The sequence below is a fragment of the Xanthobacter lutulentifluminis genome, assembly GCF_043194675.2.
In the GTDB taxonomy this organism is placed as follows: domain Bacteria; phylum Pseudomonadota; class Alphaproteobacteria; order Rhizobiales; family Xanthobacteraceae; genus Xanthobacter.
This window is the reverse complement of sequence record NZ_CM195525.1, coordinates 1,192,729-1,209,444: the sequence shown is the minus strand read 5'-3', so window position 1 is coordinate 1,209,444 and position 16,716 is coordinate 1,192,729. Positions and strand designations below refer to the sequence as shown.

Sequence of the window (16,716 nt, the reverse complement as noted above, 5' to 3'; positions counted from 1 at the left end):
CCGCCAGATAAGCCCGCCACAGTGGGTGGCGGCGGGCGTGTTGTAAAGGCGGCGACGGCCTGCCGGAGGCGCCGTCGCCGCGGCCCCCCGCCATCCACGTTATCCACAGCCTGCCGCTGCGTGCAGAATGGGCGGAGCACAAGCGATGCGACAGTGGACCGGCCCGCGGTCCGGCTCTAGCCTGATCCCCTCGCGCTTGGGGGAGCGGCTCTCATGGATCAGCTGATCGGATTTCTCAACACGATCTTCTGGGGTTACGTGCTCATCTACGGCCTGCTGGCGGTGGGCATCTATTTCACGATCCGCCTGCGGGTGATCCAGATCGTCCATTTCCCCGAGATGCTGCGCTCGGTGCTGCGCGCCAACGTCACCGACAAGTCCGGCATCACGCCGTTCCAGGCCCTGTGCACCTCGCTCGCCTCACGCGTCGGCACCGGCAACATCGCCGGCGTGGCGGTGGCGCTGACGCTGGGCGGACCGGGCTCCATCTTCTGGATGTGGGTGGTGGCGGCGCTGGGCATGGCCACCGCCTTCGCCGAGAGCACCCTCGCCCAGCTCTACAAGGTGAAGGACGAGCAGGGCCGCTATCGCGGCGGGCCGGCGTTCTACATCGCGCGCGGGCTGAACGCGCCGTGGGCGGGCGTGATCTTCTCGGTCTGCCTCATCCTGTCGTTCGGGCTGGTGTTCAACGCGGTGCAGGCCAATTCCATCGCCGAGGCGGTGGAGGGGGCCTTCGGCATCCCCAAGCTCGGCACCGGCCTGTTCATCGCGGTTTTGTCCGGCGTCATCATCTTCGGCGGCATCTCGGCCATCGCCCGCACCGCCGAGATCGTGGTGCCGTTCATGGCGCTCGCCTATGTGGCGCTGGCGCTGTTCGCGCTGGTCACCCACCTGTCCGCCGTGCCGGCCATGCTCGGCCACATCATCGGCAGCGCCTTCGGGCTGGAGCCGGCGGCGGGCGGCGTGGCGGGCGCGGTCGCCGCGGCCATGCTGAACGGGGTGAAGCGGGGCCTGTTCTCCAACGAGGCCGGCATGGGCAGCGCCCCCAACATCGCCGCGGTGGCGACGCCCGACCCGCACCACCCCGTCAGCCAGGGCTTCGTGCAGTCGCTGGGCGTGTTCATCGACACCATCGTGATCTGCACCGCCACCGCGCTCCTCATCCTGCTGTCGGGCGTGGAGCTCGGCACCCTCACCGGCACGCAGCTGACGCAGGCGGCGCTGGAGGCGCACGTGGGCGGGGTGGGGCGCTACTTCGTGGCCATCGCCATCTTCTTCTTCGCCTTCACCTCCATCATCGGCAATTACTCCTATGCCGAGAACGCGCTGGTGTTCCTCGGGCACGGGCATGTCACCGGCGTCATCGTGCTGCGCTGCGCGCTGCTGGCGATGGTGGTGTGGGGCGCGCTGCAGAGCGTCTCCACCGTGTTCGACGCGGCCGATGCCTCCATGGGGCTGATGGCGTCCATCAACCTCGTGGCCATCGTGCTGCTGTCGGGGACGGTGGCGCGGCTCGCCAGGGATTATCTCGACCAGCGCAAGGCCGGCCAGGAGCCGACCTTCGTGGCCGACGAGATGGACGGCCTGCCCGGCGGCATCGAGCGCGACATCTGGCGCCGTCCCTGACCCACGGCGCGCGCGGCGCCCCGGCGTTTTGCCGACGTGAAGCGGGCCGGGAGGCTCCGGCGTTGTCCCCGTGGCGCAGACCGGGAGGTTCCGGCGCAGTCCTCGTGACGCAGGCCGGGAGGCCCCGGCGCAGTCCCCGTGACGCAGGCCGGGAGGCCCCGGCCCGGTGCGGCCTCAGCCGGCGGTGAGGGCTTCCTTCACCCAGCCGGAGGCCTTGCCGAAATCGATGGCGCCGGCGTGGCGCTCCTTGAGCACGCCCATGGTGCGGCCCATGTCCTTGATGCCCTGCGCGCCGATCTCCGCGATCACCGCGGCGATGGCGGCGCGGGTGTCGGCCTCGGAAAGCTGCTGCGGCAGGAACGCCTGGATGTAGACGATCTCCTCCCGCTCCTGCTCGGCGAGCTCGGGGCGGGCGGCCTCCACATAGATCTTGGCGCTCTCCTCGCGCTGCTTGACCATCTTGGCCAGGAGCGCGCGCAGCTCGTCGTCGGTCAGCGGGTCCTTGCCCTGGCCGCGCTGCTCGATGTCGCGGTCCTTGAGCGCAGCGTTGATGAGGCGCAGCGTGCCGGTGCGGCGCTTGTCCTGGGCCTTCAGCGACTCTTTCAGGGCCGCGTTGATCTCGTCGCGAAGCACGGTTCGTCCTTACGGTTTGACGTGTGAAAATGCGGTATCGGGCGCCGGAGCCGGCGGAACGGCGGGCCCGCGGCCCCTCGCCTGGCGGGCGTGGCGCGGGAAATGCCGTCTCAGCCCTGCCGGCAGGCCCTGCGGGCGCCGCCCGGAAGGCATCGCGACGCACAAATTCCCGCGCGTGACGCTGGAAACCCGGCGCGCGAGCCTCTATCTAGGCGATCCATGACGAACGAACAAGACCACGCCCCGTCCGCCCCGGCCGAAGGCTGGAGCGACCCCAGGCCCACCGCCGTGCTCGTCCTCGCGGACGGCACCGTGCTCGAAGGATTCGGCATCGGCGCGGAAGCCACCCTCGCCGGCGAGGTGTGCTTCAACACCGCCATCACCGGCTATGAGGAGATCCTGACCGACCCGTCCTATGCCGGTCAGATCATCACCTTCACCTTCCCGCACATCGGCAACGTGGGCACCAACGAGGAGGACATCGAGACGGTGTCCATGGCTCAGGCGTCCGGCGTGCGCGGCGTCGTGCTGCGCACCGCGGTCACGGAGCCTTCCAACTACCGCGCCACGCGCCACCTGAACGACTGGCTGAAGGCGCGCGGCATCCCCGGCATCACCGGCATCGACACCCGCGCGCTCACCGCCCTCATCCGCGAGGCCGGCATGCCGAACGCGGTGATCGCCCATTCCCGCGACGGGGTGTTCGACCTCGACGCGCTGAAGGCCGAGGCGCGCCGCTGGCCCGGCCTCGTGGGCATGGACCTCGTGCCCGGCGTCACCTCGGCGCAGCGCTTCGACTGGGACGAGACCACCTGGGGATGGCCCGGCGGCTACGGCCGGCAGGACGACCCGCGCCTGCATGTGGTGGCGGTGGACTATGGCGTGAAGCGCAACATCCTGCGCCTGCTCGCCCGCGCCGGCTGCAAGGTCACGGTGGTGCCCGCCACCACCTCGGCCGAGGACATCCTGGCGCTGCAGCCGGACGGCGTGTTCCTCTCCAACGGCCCGGGCGATCCGGCCGCGACCGGGGAATATGCGGTGCCGGTGATCCGCGAGGTGATCGAGAAGGGCGTGCCCACCTTCGGCATCTGCCTCGGCCACCAGATGATCGGCCTCGCCGTCGGCGGCCGCACCGTGAAGATGCACCAGGGCCACCACGGCGCGAACCATCCGGTGAAGGACCTCACCACCGGCAAGGTGGAGATCACCTCCATGAACCACGGTTTCGCCGTGGATCGGGACAGCCTGCCCAAGAACGCGGTGGAGACCCACGTCTCGCTGTTCGACGGCTCGAACGCCGGCATCGCGCTGGCCGACAAGCCGGTGTTCTCGGTGCAGTACCATCCCGAGGCGAGCCCCGGCCCGCAGGACAGCCATTATCTCTTCGACCGCTTCGTGGAGATGATCGCGAAGCACAAGGCGGCGTGAGCCGCCGTTTCGGGGACTGCGCGGCGTGAGCCGCTGTCCGGGACGATGGGCGGCTCACGCCGCCTTGGCCCAGATGAACAGGGGCCGGTGCCGCGAGGCGCCGGCCTTTTCATTGAGTGACCTATCGGCGGAGGATCAGTCCTCGCGCCAGGCCCACAGCAGGTCGTGCATGCCGTCCTTCACGCGGAAGCCCTTGGCGGCGAGGTGGGCCTTCAGGTCGGCGCGGGTGCGCGGGGCGGTGCCCTGGTCATGCACCTCGATCACCATCTGCCGGATGCGGCGCAGCACGTCGTCCGGCGCGCCATAGAGCACGGAATATTCCGCTCCCTCGCAGTCCATCTTGAGGAGCGCGCACTGGGCGATGCCGTGGCGGGCGAACGCATCGGCGAGGGTCGTGGCGGTCACGGTCACCTTCGTGCCGCGGGTGCTCAGCAGGGAGCCGGAGGTGGACACGCCCCCCTCGTTGCCGCGGTGGAAGGTGAGCGCGCCCGTCGTCCCGGCCACCGCTTCCGGCACCGCATCGAGACGGCCCGCCGGGGCGAGGGCGGCATTGGCGGCGAGATGGGCGAAATTGACCGGATCGGGCTCGAAGGCGATCACCCGGCCGGCGCCCAGGCGATGAATCGCGAACATGCTGAAGGCGCCGATATTGGCGCCGATATCAAGAAGCGTGCTGCCTTCGGAGACCGCCAGCGGCATCCCGGTGAGGTAGGCCTCGTCGAAGAAGACCTCCTTGAACTCGTGCAGCACTTCCCGGGGGACCTTCACGTCGATCCCCGACCGCAGGCGGAAATGCGCGACCGGAGCCCGGGTCAGTCCGTACTTGAACGCGAAATAGGTCGGCCAGTTGGAGATGTTCCGGACGAGATTGACATAGCGCATGGGGAAACGGACCGCCGTGACCTTGGGCCCATGCCCCATGGACCCTTCTCTCCCGTCGGGAGCGGCTTCTGTTTAGCCCGTGACGCGACGTCAGTCGAGGAAATGACCGTTCTCCGCCACGTGGCGGGCCAGCCCCATGGTGTGCTCCCGCACCAGCCGCTCCGCCAGATCCGCATTGCGCTTCTCGATGGCCTCGACGATCCGGGTGTGGTCGACGATCGAGCGCTGGGCCCGGTGGTCCTGGCCGATGGTCACCTTGCGCACCCCCCGCATGTGGGGGAACAGGTTTTCCGTGGTCTCGGCGATCAGCTGGCAGCCGGACATGCGGATGATCTGCTTGTGGAAGGCGAGGTTGGCCTCGGAGTATTCGGAGACGAACTCCTCCGGATCGCGGTTGGCGAAGGCGCGCACGTTCTCGCGCAGCAGGCGGATCTCCGCGTCGCTGGCGCGCTCGCAGGCCAGCCGCGCCGCCATGCTCTCCAGCGCCGCCCACACGGTGATCATCTCGATGATCTCGCGCCGTGTCTTGCGCACCACGAAGATGCCGCGCCGGGGCACGGAGCGCACGAAGCCCTCCTGCTCCAAGAGGGTCATGGCCTCGCGGATGGGGGTGCGTGACACGCCCAGCTTCTCGGACAGCTGGCGCTCCTCGAGCCGGATCTCCTCGGGATGGCTGTAGATGTCCATCTCCATGATGGCCGCCTTCAGCGCCTTGTAGGCCTTCATCCGGAAGCTGGTTTCCGTCTCGATCGGCTTGACGTTGATATCCTGGTACGTCATCGCATCCCTTCGCCTTAGGCCAGTGCGGACGGCGCCGGGCGATTCCCCCGTTGCGCACCAAATACATCATAACAAATGGCAGGCGAATTGCGTGCCGGCAAGCAACGTCGCACGGGGGTGTTGTATTCCTATTGCGGTGCAGCATGGAATTTTGCGTCGTGTTGACGCAGTGCGCGTTGACAGAATGTATTTTGAATACCAGCATCCTTTCCAAAGAGCGGAGCCATCCCCCCGGGAAGAGCTCTGCCGATGGCGGCGAACAGACGCCGGGGAGGAAACCATGATCACTGTGGACGATATCCTGCGGGAGAAGCGCGACACCCGCATCATCACCCTGCGCATGCACGAGACCGTGGCCGACGCCGTCGCGGTGATGAAGCGGGAGAACATCTCCTCCGTCATCGTCAAGGACGTGTGCCGCACCGAGGGCAATACGGTGGTGGGCGTGTTCTCCGAGCGCGACGTGACCCGCGCGCTCCTGGAGCACGGCGCCGGCACGCCCAAGGTGGTGCTCGCCAGCCTCATGAAGCGCGAGGTCATCAGCTGCGCGCTGGAGGACAGCATCGAGCAGGTGCTGCGCCTGATGGTGGAGCATCAGGTGCGCCACCTGCCCGTCATCGAGAGCTACGCGCTGGTGGGCGTCATCAGCGCCACCGACCTGATGCGGCACTATCTCAAGGAATCCGAGGCGGCCACGCACGAGACGGCCGGCGGCTTCGCGCCCGGTCTCGAGGCCGGCCTCGCCGCCTTGCGGTGATTACCTGACGCAAAGCAATTGCAGGGGTCGCCCGTCGGTGTTACAGTTTTGTATCTGGCATACGTAATTCTTTGTACGGATATGCCACGGGCGACACCCTCAGGGCCAGCCAAAGCCGGCACAGACCGGCACCGCATCGCAAGGCAGGAATTCCGGGAGGGAGCATGGGCAAGGCGCTCGACGGCGTGCGCGTCCTCGACATGACGCACGTTCAGTCCGGCCCGTCCGCGACGCAGCTTCTGGCTTGGCTGGGGGCGGACGTGGTCAAGGTCGAGATGCCGCGGCGGGGCGACATCACCCGCACGCAGCTTCGCGACAAGTCCAACGTGGACAGTCTGTATTTCACCATGCTGAACGCCAACAAGCGCAGCGTGACGATCAACATCAAGACGACGCAGGGCCAGGAGGCGCTCAACCGCCTGATCGAGGCCAGCGACGTGATGGTGGAGAACTTCGGCCCCGGCGTGCTCGATCGCCAGGGCTTCGGCTACGAGGCGGTGCGCCTCCGCAACCCGCGCATCGTCTATGCCTCCATCCGCGGCTTCGCCGAGGGGTCGTGGGTGGATGCCAAGGCCTATGAAACCATCGCCCAGGCCATGGGCGGCGCCATGAGCACCACCGGTTGGCGCTCCGGGCCGCCCACCGCCTCCAGCGCCCAGATCGGCGACACCGGCACGGGCATCCATTGCGTGGCCGGCATCCTCGCCGCGCTCTACCAGCGCACCGTCACCGGCGAGGGGCAGAAGGTGGACGTGGCCATGCAGGACTGCGTGGTCAACCTGCTGCGGGTGAAGCTGCGCGACCAGCAGCGCCTCGCCGCCGGCCCGCTGGTGGAATATCCCGGCGCGCCGGGCGGCGAGAGCGTGCCCCGCGCGGGCAACTGCTCCGGCGGCGGCCAGCCCGGCGCCGCCCTGCGCTGCGCCCCGGGCGGCGAGAACGACTATTGCTACGTCATCATCCAGCCGCAGGGCTGGGCGCCGCTGATGCGCCTGGTCGGCCGCAAGGACCTGATCGACGATCCCAAGTTCGCCTCGCACGAGGCCCGCGCCCAGCGCCTGGAGCAATGCTTCGAGGTGATCGAGCGCTGGACCGCGCGACGCACCAAGATGGAGGTCATGGCGGCGCTAAACGCCATCGACGTGCCATGCGGCCCGGTGCTTTCGACCCGGGATATCCTGGAGGACCGCGCGCTCTACGATCGCGGCTTCCTGGTGGAGGTGCCCCACCCCGAGCGGGGCACCTACGTGACGGTGGGCTCGCCCATCCACCTGTCCGCCAGCCACGTGCCGGTGGAGCGTGCGCCGCTGCTCGGCGAGCACACGGACGAGGTTCTCGCGACCCTCGGCTACAGCAACGACGACATCGCCGGCATGCGTGCCGCCGGTGCGGTCTGACGGGAGGATCGCACCTCCGCCTTCAAAAACAATCCGCCGCCCCACGAGGGACAATAAAGAGGATGGGGCGGTTCAGCAGATCAAAAAAACAAGAAGTCTCAAGGGGTAGGAAAATGGAAGCAGCAGTAAAGGCGCCGGCGACAAATCGCTGGCTGCAACTGGTCGCGGGCGTCGTCTGCATGGTCGCAGCCGCGAACATCCAGTATTCGTGGACGCTCTTCGTTCCCGAGATCGTCTCCACGCGCGGCTGGACCCGTGCCTCGGTGCAGGTCGCCTTCACCGTATTCGTGGTGGTGCAGACCTGGCTGACGCCCATCGAGGGCTACTTCATCGACAAGTACGGCCCGCGGGTCATGGTCATCATCGGCGGCTTCTTCACCGGCCTGTCGTGGATCATGAACTCCTACGCCACCTCGCTCACCGCGCTCTACGTGGCGGCGGCCGTCGGCGGCATCGGCGTGGGCTGCGTGTACGCCACCTGCGTGAACGCCGCGCTGAAGTGGTTCCCGGATCGCCGCGGCCTCGCGGTCGGCCTCACCGCCGCCGGCTACGGCTCGGGCACGGTGCTGACCATCCTGCCCATCGCCGCCATGATCAAGTCGAGCGGCTACCAGGAGACGTTCTTCACCTTCGGCCTGGTGCAGGGCGCCGTGATCATGATCGCCGCCGCCTTCCTGCGCGCGCCGCAGAAGAGCGAGGTGACCTATTCCGCCACCGTCGCCCAGTCCCGCCGCGACTATACCCTCGGCGAGGCGCTCCAGACCCCCGTGTTCTGGATCATGCTCACCATGTTCATCCTGACCGTCTCGGGCGGCCTGATGGCGGTGGCGCAGCTGGGCGTGATCGCCGAGGACCTCGGCGTCAAGCACATCGACGTCAACCTGTACTTCTTCACCATGGCGGCCCTGCCGTTCGCCCTGATGCTGGACCGCATCCTGAACGGCTTCTCGCGGCCCTTCTTCGGCTGGATCTCGGACCACATCGGCCGTGAGAAGACCATGTTCTTCGCCTTCGCCATGGAAGGCATCGGCATCGTCGCCCTGGGCACGTTCGGCCACAATCCGTGGGCGTTCATCATCCTGTCGGGCGTCGTGTTCCTGGCCTGGGGCGAGGTCTACTCCCTGTTCTCGGCCACCGCCGCGGATACCTTCGGGTCCAAGCACATCGGCAAGATCTACGGCATGCTCTACACCGCCAAGGGATTTGCCGCCCTGCTCGTGCCGCTCGCCAACATCCTGATGGAGGCGACGGGCACCTGGACCACCGTGCTCTACACCGTCGCCGCCATGGACCTGACGGCCGCGTTCGGCGCCCTGTTCGTCCTCCGGCCCATGCTGGCCCGCCACCACCGGCTCAATGCCGAGGCGGCGGCCAAGGCCGAGGCCGCAGCGCCTCGCCAGGCGACGGCCTGATCCTTCCGTCCATCCGCGACCTGCGCCGGCCCGTCCTTTCCGACGGGCCGGCGGTTCCGGCCTCCGCCGGGACCGTCAGCCGCGGACCTTCGTTTCGCCACGGGAGCTGAACCCCCGGGCGTCCCCGCGTCCCTCCGCCGTCACACTTGGCGGCTCCTCAAGCCCCGGCTGCGCGCCGGGGCTTTTTTCGTTCTGGCGGAGGCGGGGAGGGCGCCGCGAGGGGTCCGGGACGGAACCTGCGGCTCGCGCCGGGGGCTCCGGAAGAGGCTGCGCGAAAGTCGATACGTGTAATCGCGGAGTGGTATGAAAGTGGAGAGTCTGTATACAGATGAGTCGGGATCTGTACCGCCGTGTCGAATCGCGTGCGTCGACTTTGCAGGGCGTCGTTCAAGACGGTGCCAGATCTGGGAAGATCGCTCCGCCTCCAGCGCCCAACGCCCTGAAACCGCAGCATGTAGCCGTTACATAGCCGTAACGGGCATTTTGTATACGATATTTTCGATACACCTTCCTCCGTGGTACGCGAGCGGGCCCCGCCAAAGAAGAAGGCCCGCATCAAGAATGGCGACCGTCACGGGCCGTTCATCGCTCTCGATGATCCCCAGTGAGAAAGGGAAGGAAATGTCTCAGAACACCTCGGCTCCCATGGCGGGGCCTGTGAGCGGTCCGCTCGGCGGACGCTGGCTGCAGCTCCTCATCGGCGTCATCTGCATGTCGATGATCGCCAACCTCCAGTACGGCTGGACGCTGTTCGTCGAGCCCATGAACGAGAAGCACCAGTGGGGCCGCGCCGCCATCCAGGTGGCCTTCACCATCTTCGTCGTGTTCGAGACCTGGCTGGTCCCGGTCGAGGGCTGGTTCGTGGACAAGTTCGGCCCGAAGATCGTGGTGTTCATCGGCGCCATCCTGTGCGGCCTGAGCTGGGTGATGAACTCCCGCGCCGACAGCCTCGCCATGCTGTATGTCTCGGCCGCCCTCGGCGGTACCGGCGCCGGCGCCGTCTACGGCACCTGCGTGGGCGCCGCGCTGAAGTGGTTCCCCGATCGCCGCGGTCTCGCCGCCGGCATCACCGCCGCCGGCTTCGGCGCCGGATCGGCCCTGACCATCGTGCCCATCGCGGCCATGATCAAGGCGCAGGGCTACGAGCAGACCTTCCTGTTCTTCGGCCTGCTGCAGGGCGCCGTGGTGCTGGTGCTCTCCTTCTTCCTGGCCGCGCCCAAGGAAGGCCAGCTGCCCGTCGTCACCACCTCCGCCGTCAACCAGAGCCGCCGCAACTACGGCCCCGGCGAGATGGTGAAGGCCCCGGTGTTCTGGGTCATGTACCTGATGTTCGTGCTGGTGGCCGCCGGCGGACTGATGGCGACTGCCCAGCTCGGCTCCATCGCCAAGGACTTCAAGATCGCCGACGTGCCGGTCTCGATCCTCGGCCTGACCATGCCGGCGCTGACCTTCGCCCTGTCCATCGATCGCGTGCTGAACGGCCTCACCCGCCCGTTCTTCGGCTGGGTGTCGGACAACATCGGCCGCGAGAACACCATGTTCATCGCCTTCGCGCTGGAAGCGGTCGGCGTGCTGGCGCTGGCCCACTTCGGCTCCAACCCGGTGATGTTCGTGCTCCTGACCGGCCTCGTCTTCTTCGCCTGGGGCGAGATCTACTCGCTGTTCCCGGCGACGTGCGGCGACACGTTCGGTGCCAAGTTCGCCACCACCAATGCCGGCCTGCTCTACACCGCGAAGGGCACGGCCTCGCTGGTGGTGCCCATGGCGTCGGTGGCCGTGGCGAGCCTCGGCAACTGGGATCTGGTGTTCATGATCACCGCGGCGGTGAACGCCATCGCGGCCCTCATGGCCCTGTTCGTCCTGAAGCCTCTGCGGGCCCGCTTCGTGGCCGGCGCGGCCGCGCCCGAGGTGGTCAAGGCGACCTCCGCCAAGGTGGCAGGCTGAGCTTCGGCAGGACTTGAGTTTGGCCCTCCTACCCCGGGCCTACCTTGAGGGAGCGGCATGTCCGCTCCCTCCTTTCTGCGTTCTGGTGGTCAGTTGTGGCGGGTGGCCAGCGAGACCTGGACCGAGCCGTCCGCCGCGCTGCGCACCGAGGCGAAACGCGATTCGGTGGGCTGCAGCAGCACGTCCTCGACCGGGATGCCCATGCCGCCGGCGACGGTCATGTAGGGCTTCTGGGCGCTCAGGCCGGTGACCGCGAGCGAGAGGACGATTCCGAAAAGGCCGAAGGCCGTCAGTTCAAGCGCGTTCATGTTCCATCTCCCGGCACCTCAAGTGCCGCTGACAGGGGGCATCGCCCCTGCGTCCCGTTCTTCTTAGCTGATGCCGGCCGCCTCGTGGTATACATAATACGCAGAGGTGCGCCGCATTGCTGCATAGCAGCATTGCTCGTGCCGCGTCGCAAGCGCGACGGCGCCGCACCCCCGCAGGACCTGCGGGCGATCGTTGCGGGAGAGGGGTGTCAGCCCCGGATGATGGCGCCGAAGTGGCCGATGAGGCCGGCCGTCGATCCGGATGTCCCCGCCGGTAGCGCGCCGCCGGTCACCGCCGGCAGGAGGGCGGTGGCCAGCTCCTTGCCGAGCTCGACGCCCCACTGGTCGAACGCATTGATTCCCCACACCGCCGCCTCCACGAACACCCGGTGCTCGTAGAGCGCGATGATGCGCCCGAGGGTGAAGGGATCGAGCTGCGCATAGGCGATGGTGATGGACGGCCGGTCGCCGGGGAACACGCGGTGCGGCGCGATGCGCGCGACCTCCGCCTCCGGCAGCCCCTTCGTCCTGAGCTGGGCCGCCGCCTCCTCCAGCGTGCGGCCGCGCATCAGCGCTTCCGACTGGGCGAGGCAGTTGGCCACCAGCAGGTCCTGGTGCTGGCGCAGGGTCGCTTCATGCCCCTCCGCCGCGATCAGGAATTCCACCGGCACGATGTCCGTGCCCTGGTGCAGCAGCTGGAAGAAGGCGTGCTGGGCATTGGTGCCCGGCTCACCCCACACGATCGGGCCGGTGGGTCGGCTCACCGGCGTGCCGTCGCGGGTGACGCGCTTGCCGTTGCTCTCCATGTCCAGCTGCTGGAGATAGGCCGGCAGGCGGGCGAGGCGCTGGTCGTAGGGGATGATGGCGCGGCTGGGATACTGGCACACGTTGCGGTGCCACAGGCCGATCAGCCCCAGCAGCACCGGCAGGTTCTGGTCCAGCGGCGCGGAGCGGAAATGCGCGTCCATGGCGGCGGCGCCGGTGAGGAACTCGCCGAACCGGAACGGGCCGATGGCGAGCATCACCGGCAGGCCGATGGCCGACCACACCGAATAGCGTCCGCCCACCCAGTCCCAGAAGCCGAAGGTCCGCTCGGCGGAGATGCCGAACGCCTGCACCCGCTCCAGCGCGGTGGAGACGGCGGCGAAGTGGGCGCCCACCGCCGCCTCGCCCAGCGCATCGGCGATGAAGGCGCGGGCGGTGCCGGCGTTGCACATGGTCTCCACCGTGGTGAAGGTCTTGGACGCCACGATGAACAGGGTGGTGGCCGGGTCCAGCCCCTTCAGCACGTCGGTGATGTGGGCGCCGTCCACGTTGGAGACGAAGTGGCAGCGCGGCCCGTCGTGATAGGGCGCCAGCGCGCCCGTCACCATGGCCGGGCCGAGATCCGAGCCGCCGATGCCGATGTTCACCACATCGGTGAACCTGCCGCCCCGGGCGCCGGCGATGCGCCCGTCGCGCACGGCGGAGGCGAAATCGGCGAGCCGGCGCAGGGTCTCCTCCACCCCCGGCTTCACGTCGATGCCGTCCACGCCCCACGGATCGTCGGAGCGGTCGCGCAGCGCCGCATGGAGCACGGCGCGGTCCTCGGTGAGGTTGATGTGCTCGCCCGCGAACATGGCGTCGCGCAGCGCTTCCACCCCGCCCGCGCGGGCAAGGTCGAGCAGCAGGCCCAGGGTCTCCTCGGTGATGGCGGTCTTCGAGAAATCGATGAGCAGGTCGCCATAGGCGACCGAGAACCGGTCGAACCGCTCGGGGGTCGCGAACAGGTCCTGGATGCGTCCGGTCCGGCGGGTCCAGGCGGCGGCGAGGGCCGCGAAGGCGGCGTCGGTCGCAGGTCCTGTGGCGGTCATGGGCGCACGGTCTCCGTTGGGGCGGTGTCGGCCGGCTGGTCCGGCCGCAGCGAGAGTGAATGCCGCAGGCGGCCGGATGCCTGCATTCACGGGCACCAAAGCACGTCCAGCGGCCGCCGGGCATTGCGCAGAATGGCGCAAATGGGCAGATCCGCCGCGCCGGCGCAGGCTTGCTCCAGCACCGCGCGCTTTCCCGCGCCCTCGATGTGCAGGAACAGCGCGTCCGCCGCCACCAGCGGGGGCAGGGTGAAGGTGATGCGCGGCTCGCCCGCCGCCTCGGCCCGCACGGCGGCGAGCGGCGCGGTGCCGGCGGGGTCGGTCACGGCGGCAAGGTTGTCGGCGCCGGGGAAGAAGGAGGCGGTGTGCCCGTCGTCGCCCATGCCGAGGATCACGGCGGCGAACGGCGCCGGCAGGTCCGCCAGCGCGGCCTCGGCGGTGGCCAGCCCGTCCTCGGGGGTGGCATCGCCTGTGTAGAGCGGCACGAAGCGCGCCGCCGCCGCCGGTCCCTGCAGCAGGTACCGGCGCACGAGGGCGGCGTTGGAGCGCCCGGAGGTTTCCGGCACCCAGCGCTCGTCCACCAGCGTCACCGCGATGCGGCGCCAGTCGACCGGGGCGCCGGAGAGCACCTCCAGGAAACGCGCGGGCGTCCGCCCGCCGGAGACGGCGAGGCTCGCCGCCCCGTCGCTGGAAAGGCGGGCCCTGAGCGCGTCCGCCACATGGGCGGCCAGCGCGCGGGCCAGCGCGTCCGGGTCCGCATAGACGGTAAGCGCGACGGGCAGGGCGGGGGATGGCGATGTCATGCGCGGCCTCGCACGGGCTCAGGCGTCATCGGCCCAGGTGCGGCCGTCGCGCTCGATGAGCGCGATGGCGGCGGACGGGCCCCAGGTGCCGGCGGTGTACGGCTTGGGCGCCTCGCGCGCGGCGCGCCACGCCTGCAGGATGGGGTCCACCCACCGCCAGGCGGCCTCCACCTCGTCGCGGCGCATGAACAGGGTCTGGTTGCCGCGCACCACATCCATGATGAGGCGCTCGTAGGCATCCGGGTTGCGCACGCCGAACACGCTGGCAAAGCTCATGTCGAGCGGCACATGCTGGAGCCGCATGCCGCCGGGGCCGGGGTCCTTGATCATCAGCCACAGTTTCACGCCCTCGTCGGGCTGCAGGCGGATGACGAGGCGGTTCGGGGCGATGGGGCCGGCCTGGCCGTCGAACACGGAGTGGGGGATGGGGCGGAACGCCACCACGATCTCCGACACCCGCGCGGCCAGCCGCTTGCCGGTGCGCAGGTAGAACGGTACGCCGGCCCAGCGCCAGTTGCCGATCTCGGCTTTCAGCGCCACGAACGTCTCGGTGCCCGACTCGCCCGATCCCAGCTCCTCCAGATAGCCGGGCACCGCGCCACCGGCGGAGGCGCCGGCGCGATACTGGCCGCGCACGGTGACCTGCGCCGCATTGGCCTCGTTGATGGGCTCGAGGGCCTTCAGCACCTTCAGCTTCTCGTCGCGCACCGCGTCGGCGTCGAGCGACACCGGCGGCTCCATGGCGACGAGGCAGAGCAGCTGGAGAATGTGGTTCTGCACCATGTCGCGCAGGGCGCCGGCGGTGTCGTAATAGCCGGCGCGCCCGGCGGTGCCGATGCTCTCGGCCACGGTGATCTGCACGTGGTCGATATGGGCGTTGTTCCACACCGGCTCGAACAGGGCATTGGCGAAGCGCAGCGCCATCAGGTTCTGCACCGTCTCCTTGCCGAGATAATGGTCGATGCGGAACACCGCCTCCTCGCGGAAGACCCTGCCCACCGCAGCGTTCACCTCCAGCGCCGAGGCGAGGTCCTTGCCCACCGGCTTCTCCACCACCACCCGTGTCTGCGGCGTGACGAGGCCATGGGCGCCGATGCGCGAGCAGATGGGATCGATGAGGTCCGGCCCCACCGCGAGGTAGAACACGCGCACCCGGTCGGGCGCGGCATCGAGCCGGCGGCGCAGGTCGTCCCAGCCGTCGTCGGAGGCGGCATCCACCGCCACGTAGTCGAGACGGTCGATGAACTGGGCGAGGCGGGCGGGATTGGCTTCCTCGATGCCGTCGGACAACTCCACCGCCTCGCGGGCGAATGCCTGGAAGTCGACGCGCGGCATGGCGCGGCGCGAGACGCCGATGATGCGCGCCGCATCGGGCATCTGGCCGGCGAGGTCGCGCTCGAACAGGGCGGGCAGCAGCTTGCGCCGGGAGAGATCGCCGGTGGCGCCGAACACGACGATGTCGAAGGGCTCGACCGTGACCACACGCGCCGCCATCTGCCTCTCCCCTGAAGCGGCGCGCCGCCCTTGCAGGCATCAACGCCGCACGCGCCCGCCGGATCCGCATATCGGCGGGGTCGCCGGCCGCGACCGGCAGCGACGCGCGCACTCTAGAGCACGCCGACAGGCGGCTGCAAAGCGCCCGCGCGCGCTCCAGCCGCTTTTGCGGGCGAAGCGGTAAGCGGGGCGTTACGCGGGTGCCGACCCGGGATGGACGGGGCCCCGCGGCGGGCGCGGACTTTACGCCGAGGGCAGGGGATTCGCCCTCGTCGCGCTCCCGGCGGGTGCCGGGCTGGCGTGCCGGTTTTCCTGATGGCGGGGGCGAAAGGAGGCGCCTGCGGAGCGGGTCGCATCCGGCCAGGGGGCCCGTTGGTGCTCTTGATGGGGCGCTCCGGGGGCGGGGACGGTCGCGTCCGGATTACGGTCGTTCCCGCCGGGGGAGCGGTTCCGGGGCACTTGCAGCCGGCAAACCTGCCGCCAGGGAGCACGAGCGGCCGACGCTGGCGCCGACGGATGCGCGCACGCACGCATTCGCTTCGTCTTTCAACGGGCAGAAAACCCGAAACGCAAATCCGCGCGAGCAGGCCCGCGCGGATGAAAACGGCTCGAAACTTCTGCTGTCAGCTGCGGCCGGGGGCGCGCCCCGGCACTGGCAGCCGGATCAGCGGGTGCGCGGCTTGGAGGGCAGCAGGCCTTCGCGCTGGGCGCGCTTGCGGGCCAGCTTGCGGGCGCGACGGATGGCCTCGGCCTCCTCGCGGGCGCGCTTCTCGGACGGCTTCTCGTAGTGGCCACGCAGCTTCATCTCGCGGAAGATCCCCTCGCGCTGCATCTTCTTCTTGAGCGCCTTGAGGGCCTGATCGACGTTGTTATCGCGGACGAGAACTTGCACGTGTTTACCTCTTCGAGCTGTTGCGCCGAGCCGGGGCCAACTTGATCTGAAAGTCCGGATCGCAAGAGACGAGGCTCGAACGCCCGTCTGCAACACGACCGGAAGAGCCGCTCTCTTATCAGAACGCGGATGGCCTGTCCACACTCCGATGCGGGCGCCGGTGCCGGGCCGCGCCTTGCGCCGGCTTGTTTTCGCACGCGGCGGGCCGGATCGGGGGCGGTGGCGGCCGCCCGCGGCGCCGGTGGCGGGCCGCCATGTCCCTGTCCTCAGGCCGCCGATTCCAGAGCCGGAATCGCGTGGCCTCCCGCCAGGCGCTGCGCCTCGCGGCACAGGGCGTCGAGCTCGCCGCGGATCTCCGCCTCGCCGAAGCAGTTCGCGGCCTCGCGGATGCCCTGCATGAAGCGCAGCTCGATCTGGATCATGCGCCAGCTGCAATAGCGGCCGGAGCGGGCCATGTGCCGGGCCAGATCGTGCAGCCAAACCTTGAAGCGATCCTGTTCCACCGGCATCCCC

General features: G+C 69.1%; 15 protein-coding genes. 6 read left to right on the top strand and 9 right to left on the bottom strand.

Annotated features, from left to right (window positions below):
* The first annotated feature begins 213 nt into the window (after window positions 1-213).
* Window positions 214-1,626, top strand: a complete 1,413-nt coding sequence (locus V5F49_RS05515; RefSeq protein ID WP_394116092.1) for an alanine/glycine:cation symporter family protein — start codon at window positions 214-216, stop codon at window positions 1,624-1,626.
* 174 nt (window positions 1,627-1,800) lie between these two features.
* On the opposite strand, the gene V5F49_RS05510 is transcribed toward V5F49_RS05515, so the two are convergent.
* On the bottom strand, window positions 1,801-2,259 hold the full coding sequence (locus tag V5F49_RS05510) for a GatB/YqeY domain-containing protein (protein ID WP_394116093.1): 459 nt from the start codon (window positions 2,257-2,259) through the stop codon (window positions 1,801-1,803).
* A 219-nt stretch (window positions 2,260-2,478) separates the two neighbouring features.
* Between V5F49_RS05510 and carA the strand changes: the two genes are divergently transcribed.
* Window positions 2,479-3,687 (top strand): glutamine-hydrolyzing carbamoyl-phosphate synthase small subunit, encoded by a 1,209-nt coding sequence (carA, locus tag V5F49_RS05505; RefSeq protein ID WP_394116094.1) that lies wholly within the window; start codon window positions 2,479-2,481, stop codon window positions 3,685-3,687.
* A 135-nt stretch (window positions 3,688-3,822) separates the two neighbouring features.
* On the opposite strand, the gene V5F49_RS05500 is transcribed toward carA, so the two are convergent.
* Both V5F49_RS05500 and V5F49_RS05495 read right to left on the bottom strand, forming a co-directional pair.
* Window positions 3,823-4,608: an FkbM family methyltransferase gene (locus tag V5F49_RS05500; RefSeq protein ID WP_394116095.1), complete on the bottom strand. Its 786-nt coding sequence runs from the start codon at window positions 4,606-4,608 to the stop codon at window positions 3,823-3,825.
* A 51-nt stretch (window positions 4,609-4,659) separates the two neighbouring features.
* Window positions 4,660-5,349 carry a GntR family transcriptional regulator gene (locus V5F49_RS05495; RefSeq protein WP_394116096.1) on the bottom strand — a complete coding sequence of 230 codons (690 nt, stop codon included), beginning with the start codon at window positions 5,347-5,349 and terminating at the stop codon, window positions 4,660-4,662.
* A gap of 280 nt (window positions 5,350-5,629) precedes the next feature.
* On the opposite strand from V5F49_RS05495, the gene V5F49_RS05490 reads away from it, so the two are divergent.
* The 4 genes from V5F49_RS05490 (at window position 5,630) to oxlT (V5F49_RS05475) (ending at window position 10,856) form a co-directional block, all read left to right on the top strand.
* Complete coding sequence (locus V5F49_RS05490) at window positions 5,630-6,106, top strand: CBS domain-containing protein (RefSeq protein WP_394116097.1); 477 nt, start codon at window positions 5,630-5,632, stop codon at window positions 6,104-6,106.
* Window positions 6,107-6,270: 164 nt separating this feature from the next.
* The gene (gene frc / locus V5F49_RS05485) at window positions 6,271-7,500 is read left to right on the top strand and encodes a formyl-CoA transferase (RefSeq protein ID WP_394116098.1); all 1,230 of its coding nucleotides are present in this window, start codon (window positions 6,271-6,273) and stop codon (window positions 7,498-7,500) included.
* A 113-nt stretch (window positions 7,501-7,613) separates the two neighbouring features.
* The gene (gene oxlT, locus V5F49_RS05480) at window positions 7,614-8,912 is read left to right on the top strand and encodes an oxalate/formate MFS antiporter (protein ID WP_394116099.1); all 1,299 of its coding nucleotides are present in this window, start codon (window positions 7,614-7,616) and stop codon (window positions 8,910-8,912) included.
* A 621-nt stretch (window positions 8,913-9,533) separates the two neighbouring features.
* On the top strand, window positions 9,534-10,856 hold the full coding sequence (gene oxlT, locus V5F49_RS05475; protein WP_394116100.1) for an oxalate/formate MFS antiporter: 1,323 nt from the start codon (window positions 9,534-9,536) through the stop codon (window positions 10,854-10,856).
* Window positions 10,857-10,945: 89 nt separating this feature from the next.
* On the opposite strand, the gene V5F49_RS05470 is transcribed toward oxlT (V5F49_RS05475), so the two are convergent.
* From V5F49_RS05470 to V5F49_RS05445, 6 genes are all read right to left on the bottom strand, one after another.
* Window positions 10,946-11,164: a hypothetical protein gene (locus V5F49_RS05470; protein WP_394116101.1), complete on the bottom strand. Its 219-nt coding sequence runs from the start codon at window positions 11,162-11,164 to the stop codon at window positions 10,946-10,948.
* Window positions 11,165-11,373: 209 nt separating this feature from the next.
* Window positions 11,374-13,017, bottom strand: coding sequence for a glucose-6-phosphate isomerase (pgi, locus tag V5F49_RS05465; RefSeq protein WP_394116102.1), 1,644 nt, complete (start codon window positions 13,015-13,017; stop codon window positions 11,374-11,376).
* A gap of 86 nt (window positions 13,018-13,103) precedes the next feature.
* Window positions 13,104-13,817: a 6-phosphogluconolactonase gene (gene pgl / locus V5F49_RS05460; protein ID WP_394116103.1), complete on the bottom strand. Its 714-nt coding sequence runs from the start codon at window positions 13,815-13,817 to the stop codon at window positions 13,104-13,106.
* Window positions 13,818-13,835: 18 nt separating this feature from the next.
* A complete protein-coding gene (zwf, locus tag V5F49_RS05455; RefSeq protein WP_394116104.1) occupies window positions 13,836-15,311 on the bottom strand; it encodes a glucose-6-phosphate dehydrogenase in 1,476 nt (491 codons plus the stop codon).
* Window positions 15,312-15,975: 664 nt separating this feature from the next.
* Window positions 15,976-16,203, bottom strand: a complete 228-nt coding sequence (gene rpsU / locus V5F49_RS05450; protein WP_394116105.1) for a 30S ribosomal protein S21 — start codon at window positions 16,201-16,203, stop codon at window positions 15,976-15,978.
* Between the two features lie 266 nt (window positions 16,204-16,469).
* Complete coding sequence (locus V5F49_RS05445) at window positions 16,470-16,706, bottom strand: hypothetical protein (protein ID WP_394116106.1); 237 nt, start codon at window positions 16,704-16,706, stop codon at window positions 16,470-16,472.
* Window positions 16,707-16,716 lie beyond the last annotated feature (10 nt).

What these genes read in the sequence shown, in the direction of transcription:
- V5F49_RS05515 (WP_394116092.1), top strand. Translation starts at nt 214, where the DNA reads ATGGATCAGCTGATCGGATTTCTCAACACGATCTTCTGGGGTTACGTG.
- carA (WP_394116094.1), top strand. Translation starts at nt 2,479, where the DNA reads ATGACGAACGAACAAGACCACGCCCCGTCCGCCCCGGCCGAAGGCTGG.
- V5F49_RS05500 (WP_394116095.1), bottom strand. Translation starts at nt 4,608, where the DNA reads ATGGGGCATGGGCCCAAGGTCACGGCGGTCCGTTTCCCCATGCGCTAT.
- V5F49_RS05495 (WP_394116096.1), bottom strand. Translation starts at nt 5,349, where the DNA reads ATGACGTACCAGGATATCAACGTCAAGCCGATCGAGACGGAAACCAGC.
- V5F49_RS05490 (WP_394116097.1), top strand. Translation starts at nt 5,630, where the DNA reads ATGATCACTGTGGACGATATCCTGCGGGAGAAGCGCGACACCCGCATC.
- frc (WP_394116098.1), top strand. Translation starts at nt 6,271, where the DNA reads ATGGGCAAGGCGCTCGACGGCGTGCGCGTCCTCGACATGACGCACGTT.
- oxlT (WP_394116099.1), top strand. Translation starts at nt 7,614, where the DNA reads ATGGAAGCAGCAGTAAAGGCGCCGGCGACAAATCGCTGGCTGCAACTG.
- oxlT (WP_394116100.1), top strand. Translation starts at nt 9,534, where the DNA reads ATGTCTCAGAACACCTCGGCTCCCATGGCGGGGCCTGTGAGCGGTCCG.
- V5F49_RS05470 (WP_394116101.1), bottom strand. Translation starts at nt 11,164, where the DNA reads ATGAACGCGCTTGAACTGACGGCCTTCGGCCTTTTCGGAATCGTCCTC.
- pgi (WP_394116102.1), bottom strand. Translation starts at nt 13,017, where the DNA reads ATGACCGCCACAGGACCTGCGACCGACGCCGCCTTCGCGGCCCTCGCC.
- pgl (WP_394116103.1), bottom strand. Translation starts at nt 13,817, where the DNA reads ATGACATCGCCATCCCCCGCCCTGCCCGTCGCGCTTACCGTCTATGCG.
- zwf (WP_394116104.1), bottom strand. Translation starts at nt 15,311, where the DNA reads ATGGCGGCGCGTGTGGTCACGGTCGAGCCCTTCGACATCGTCGTGTTC.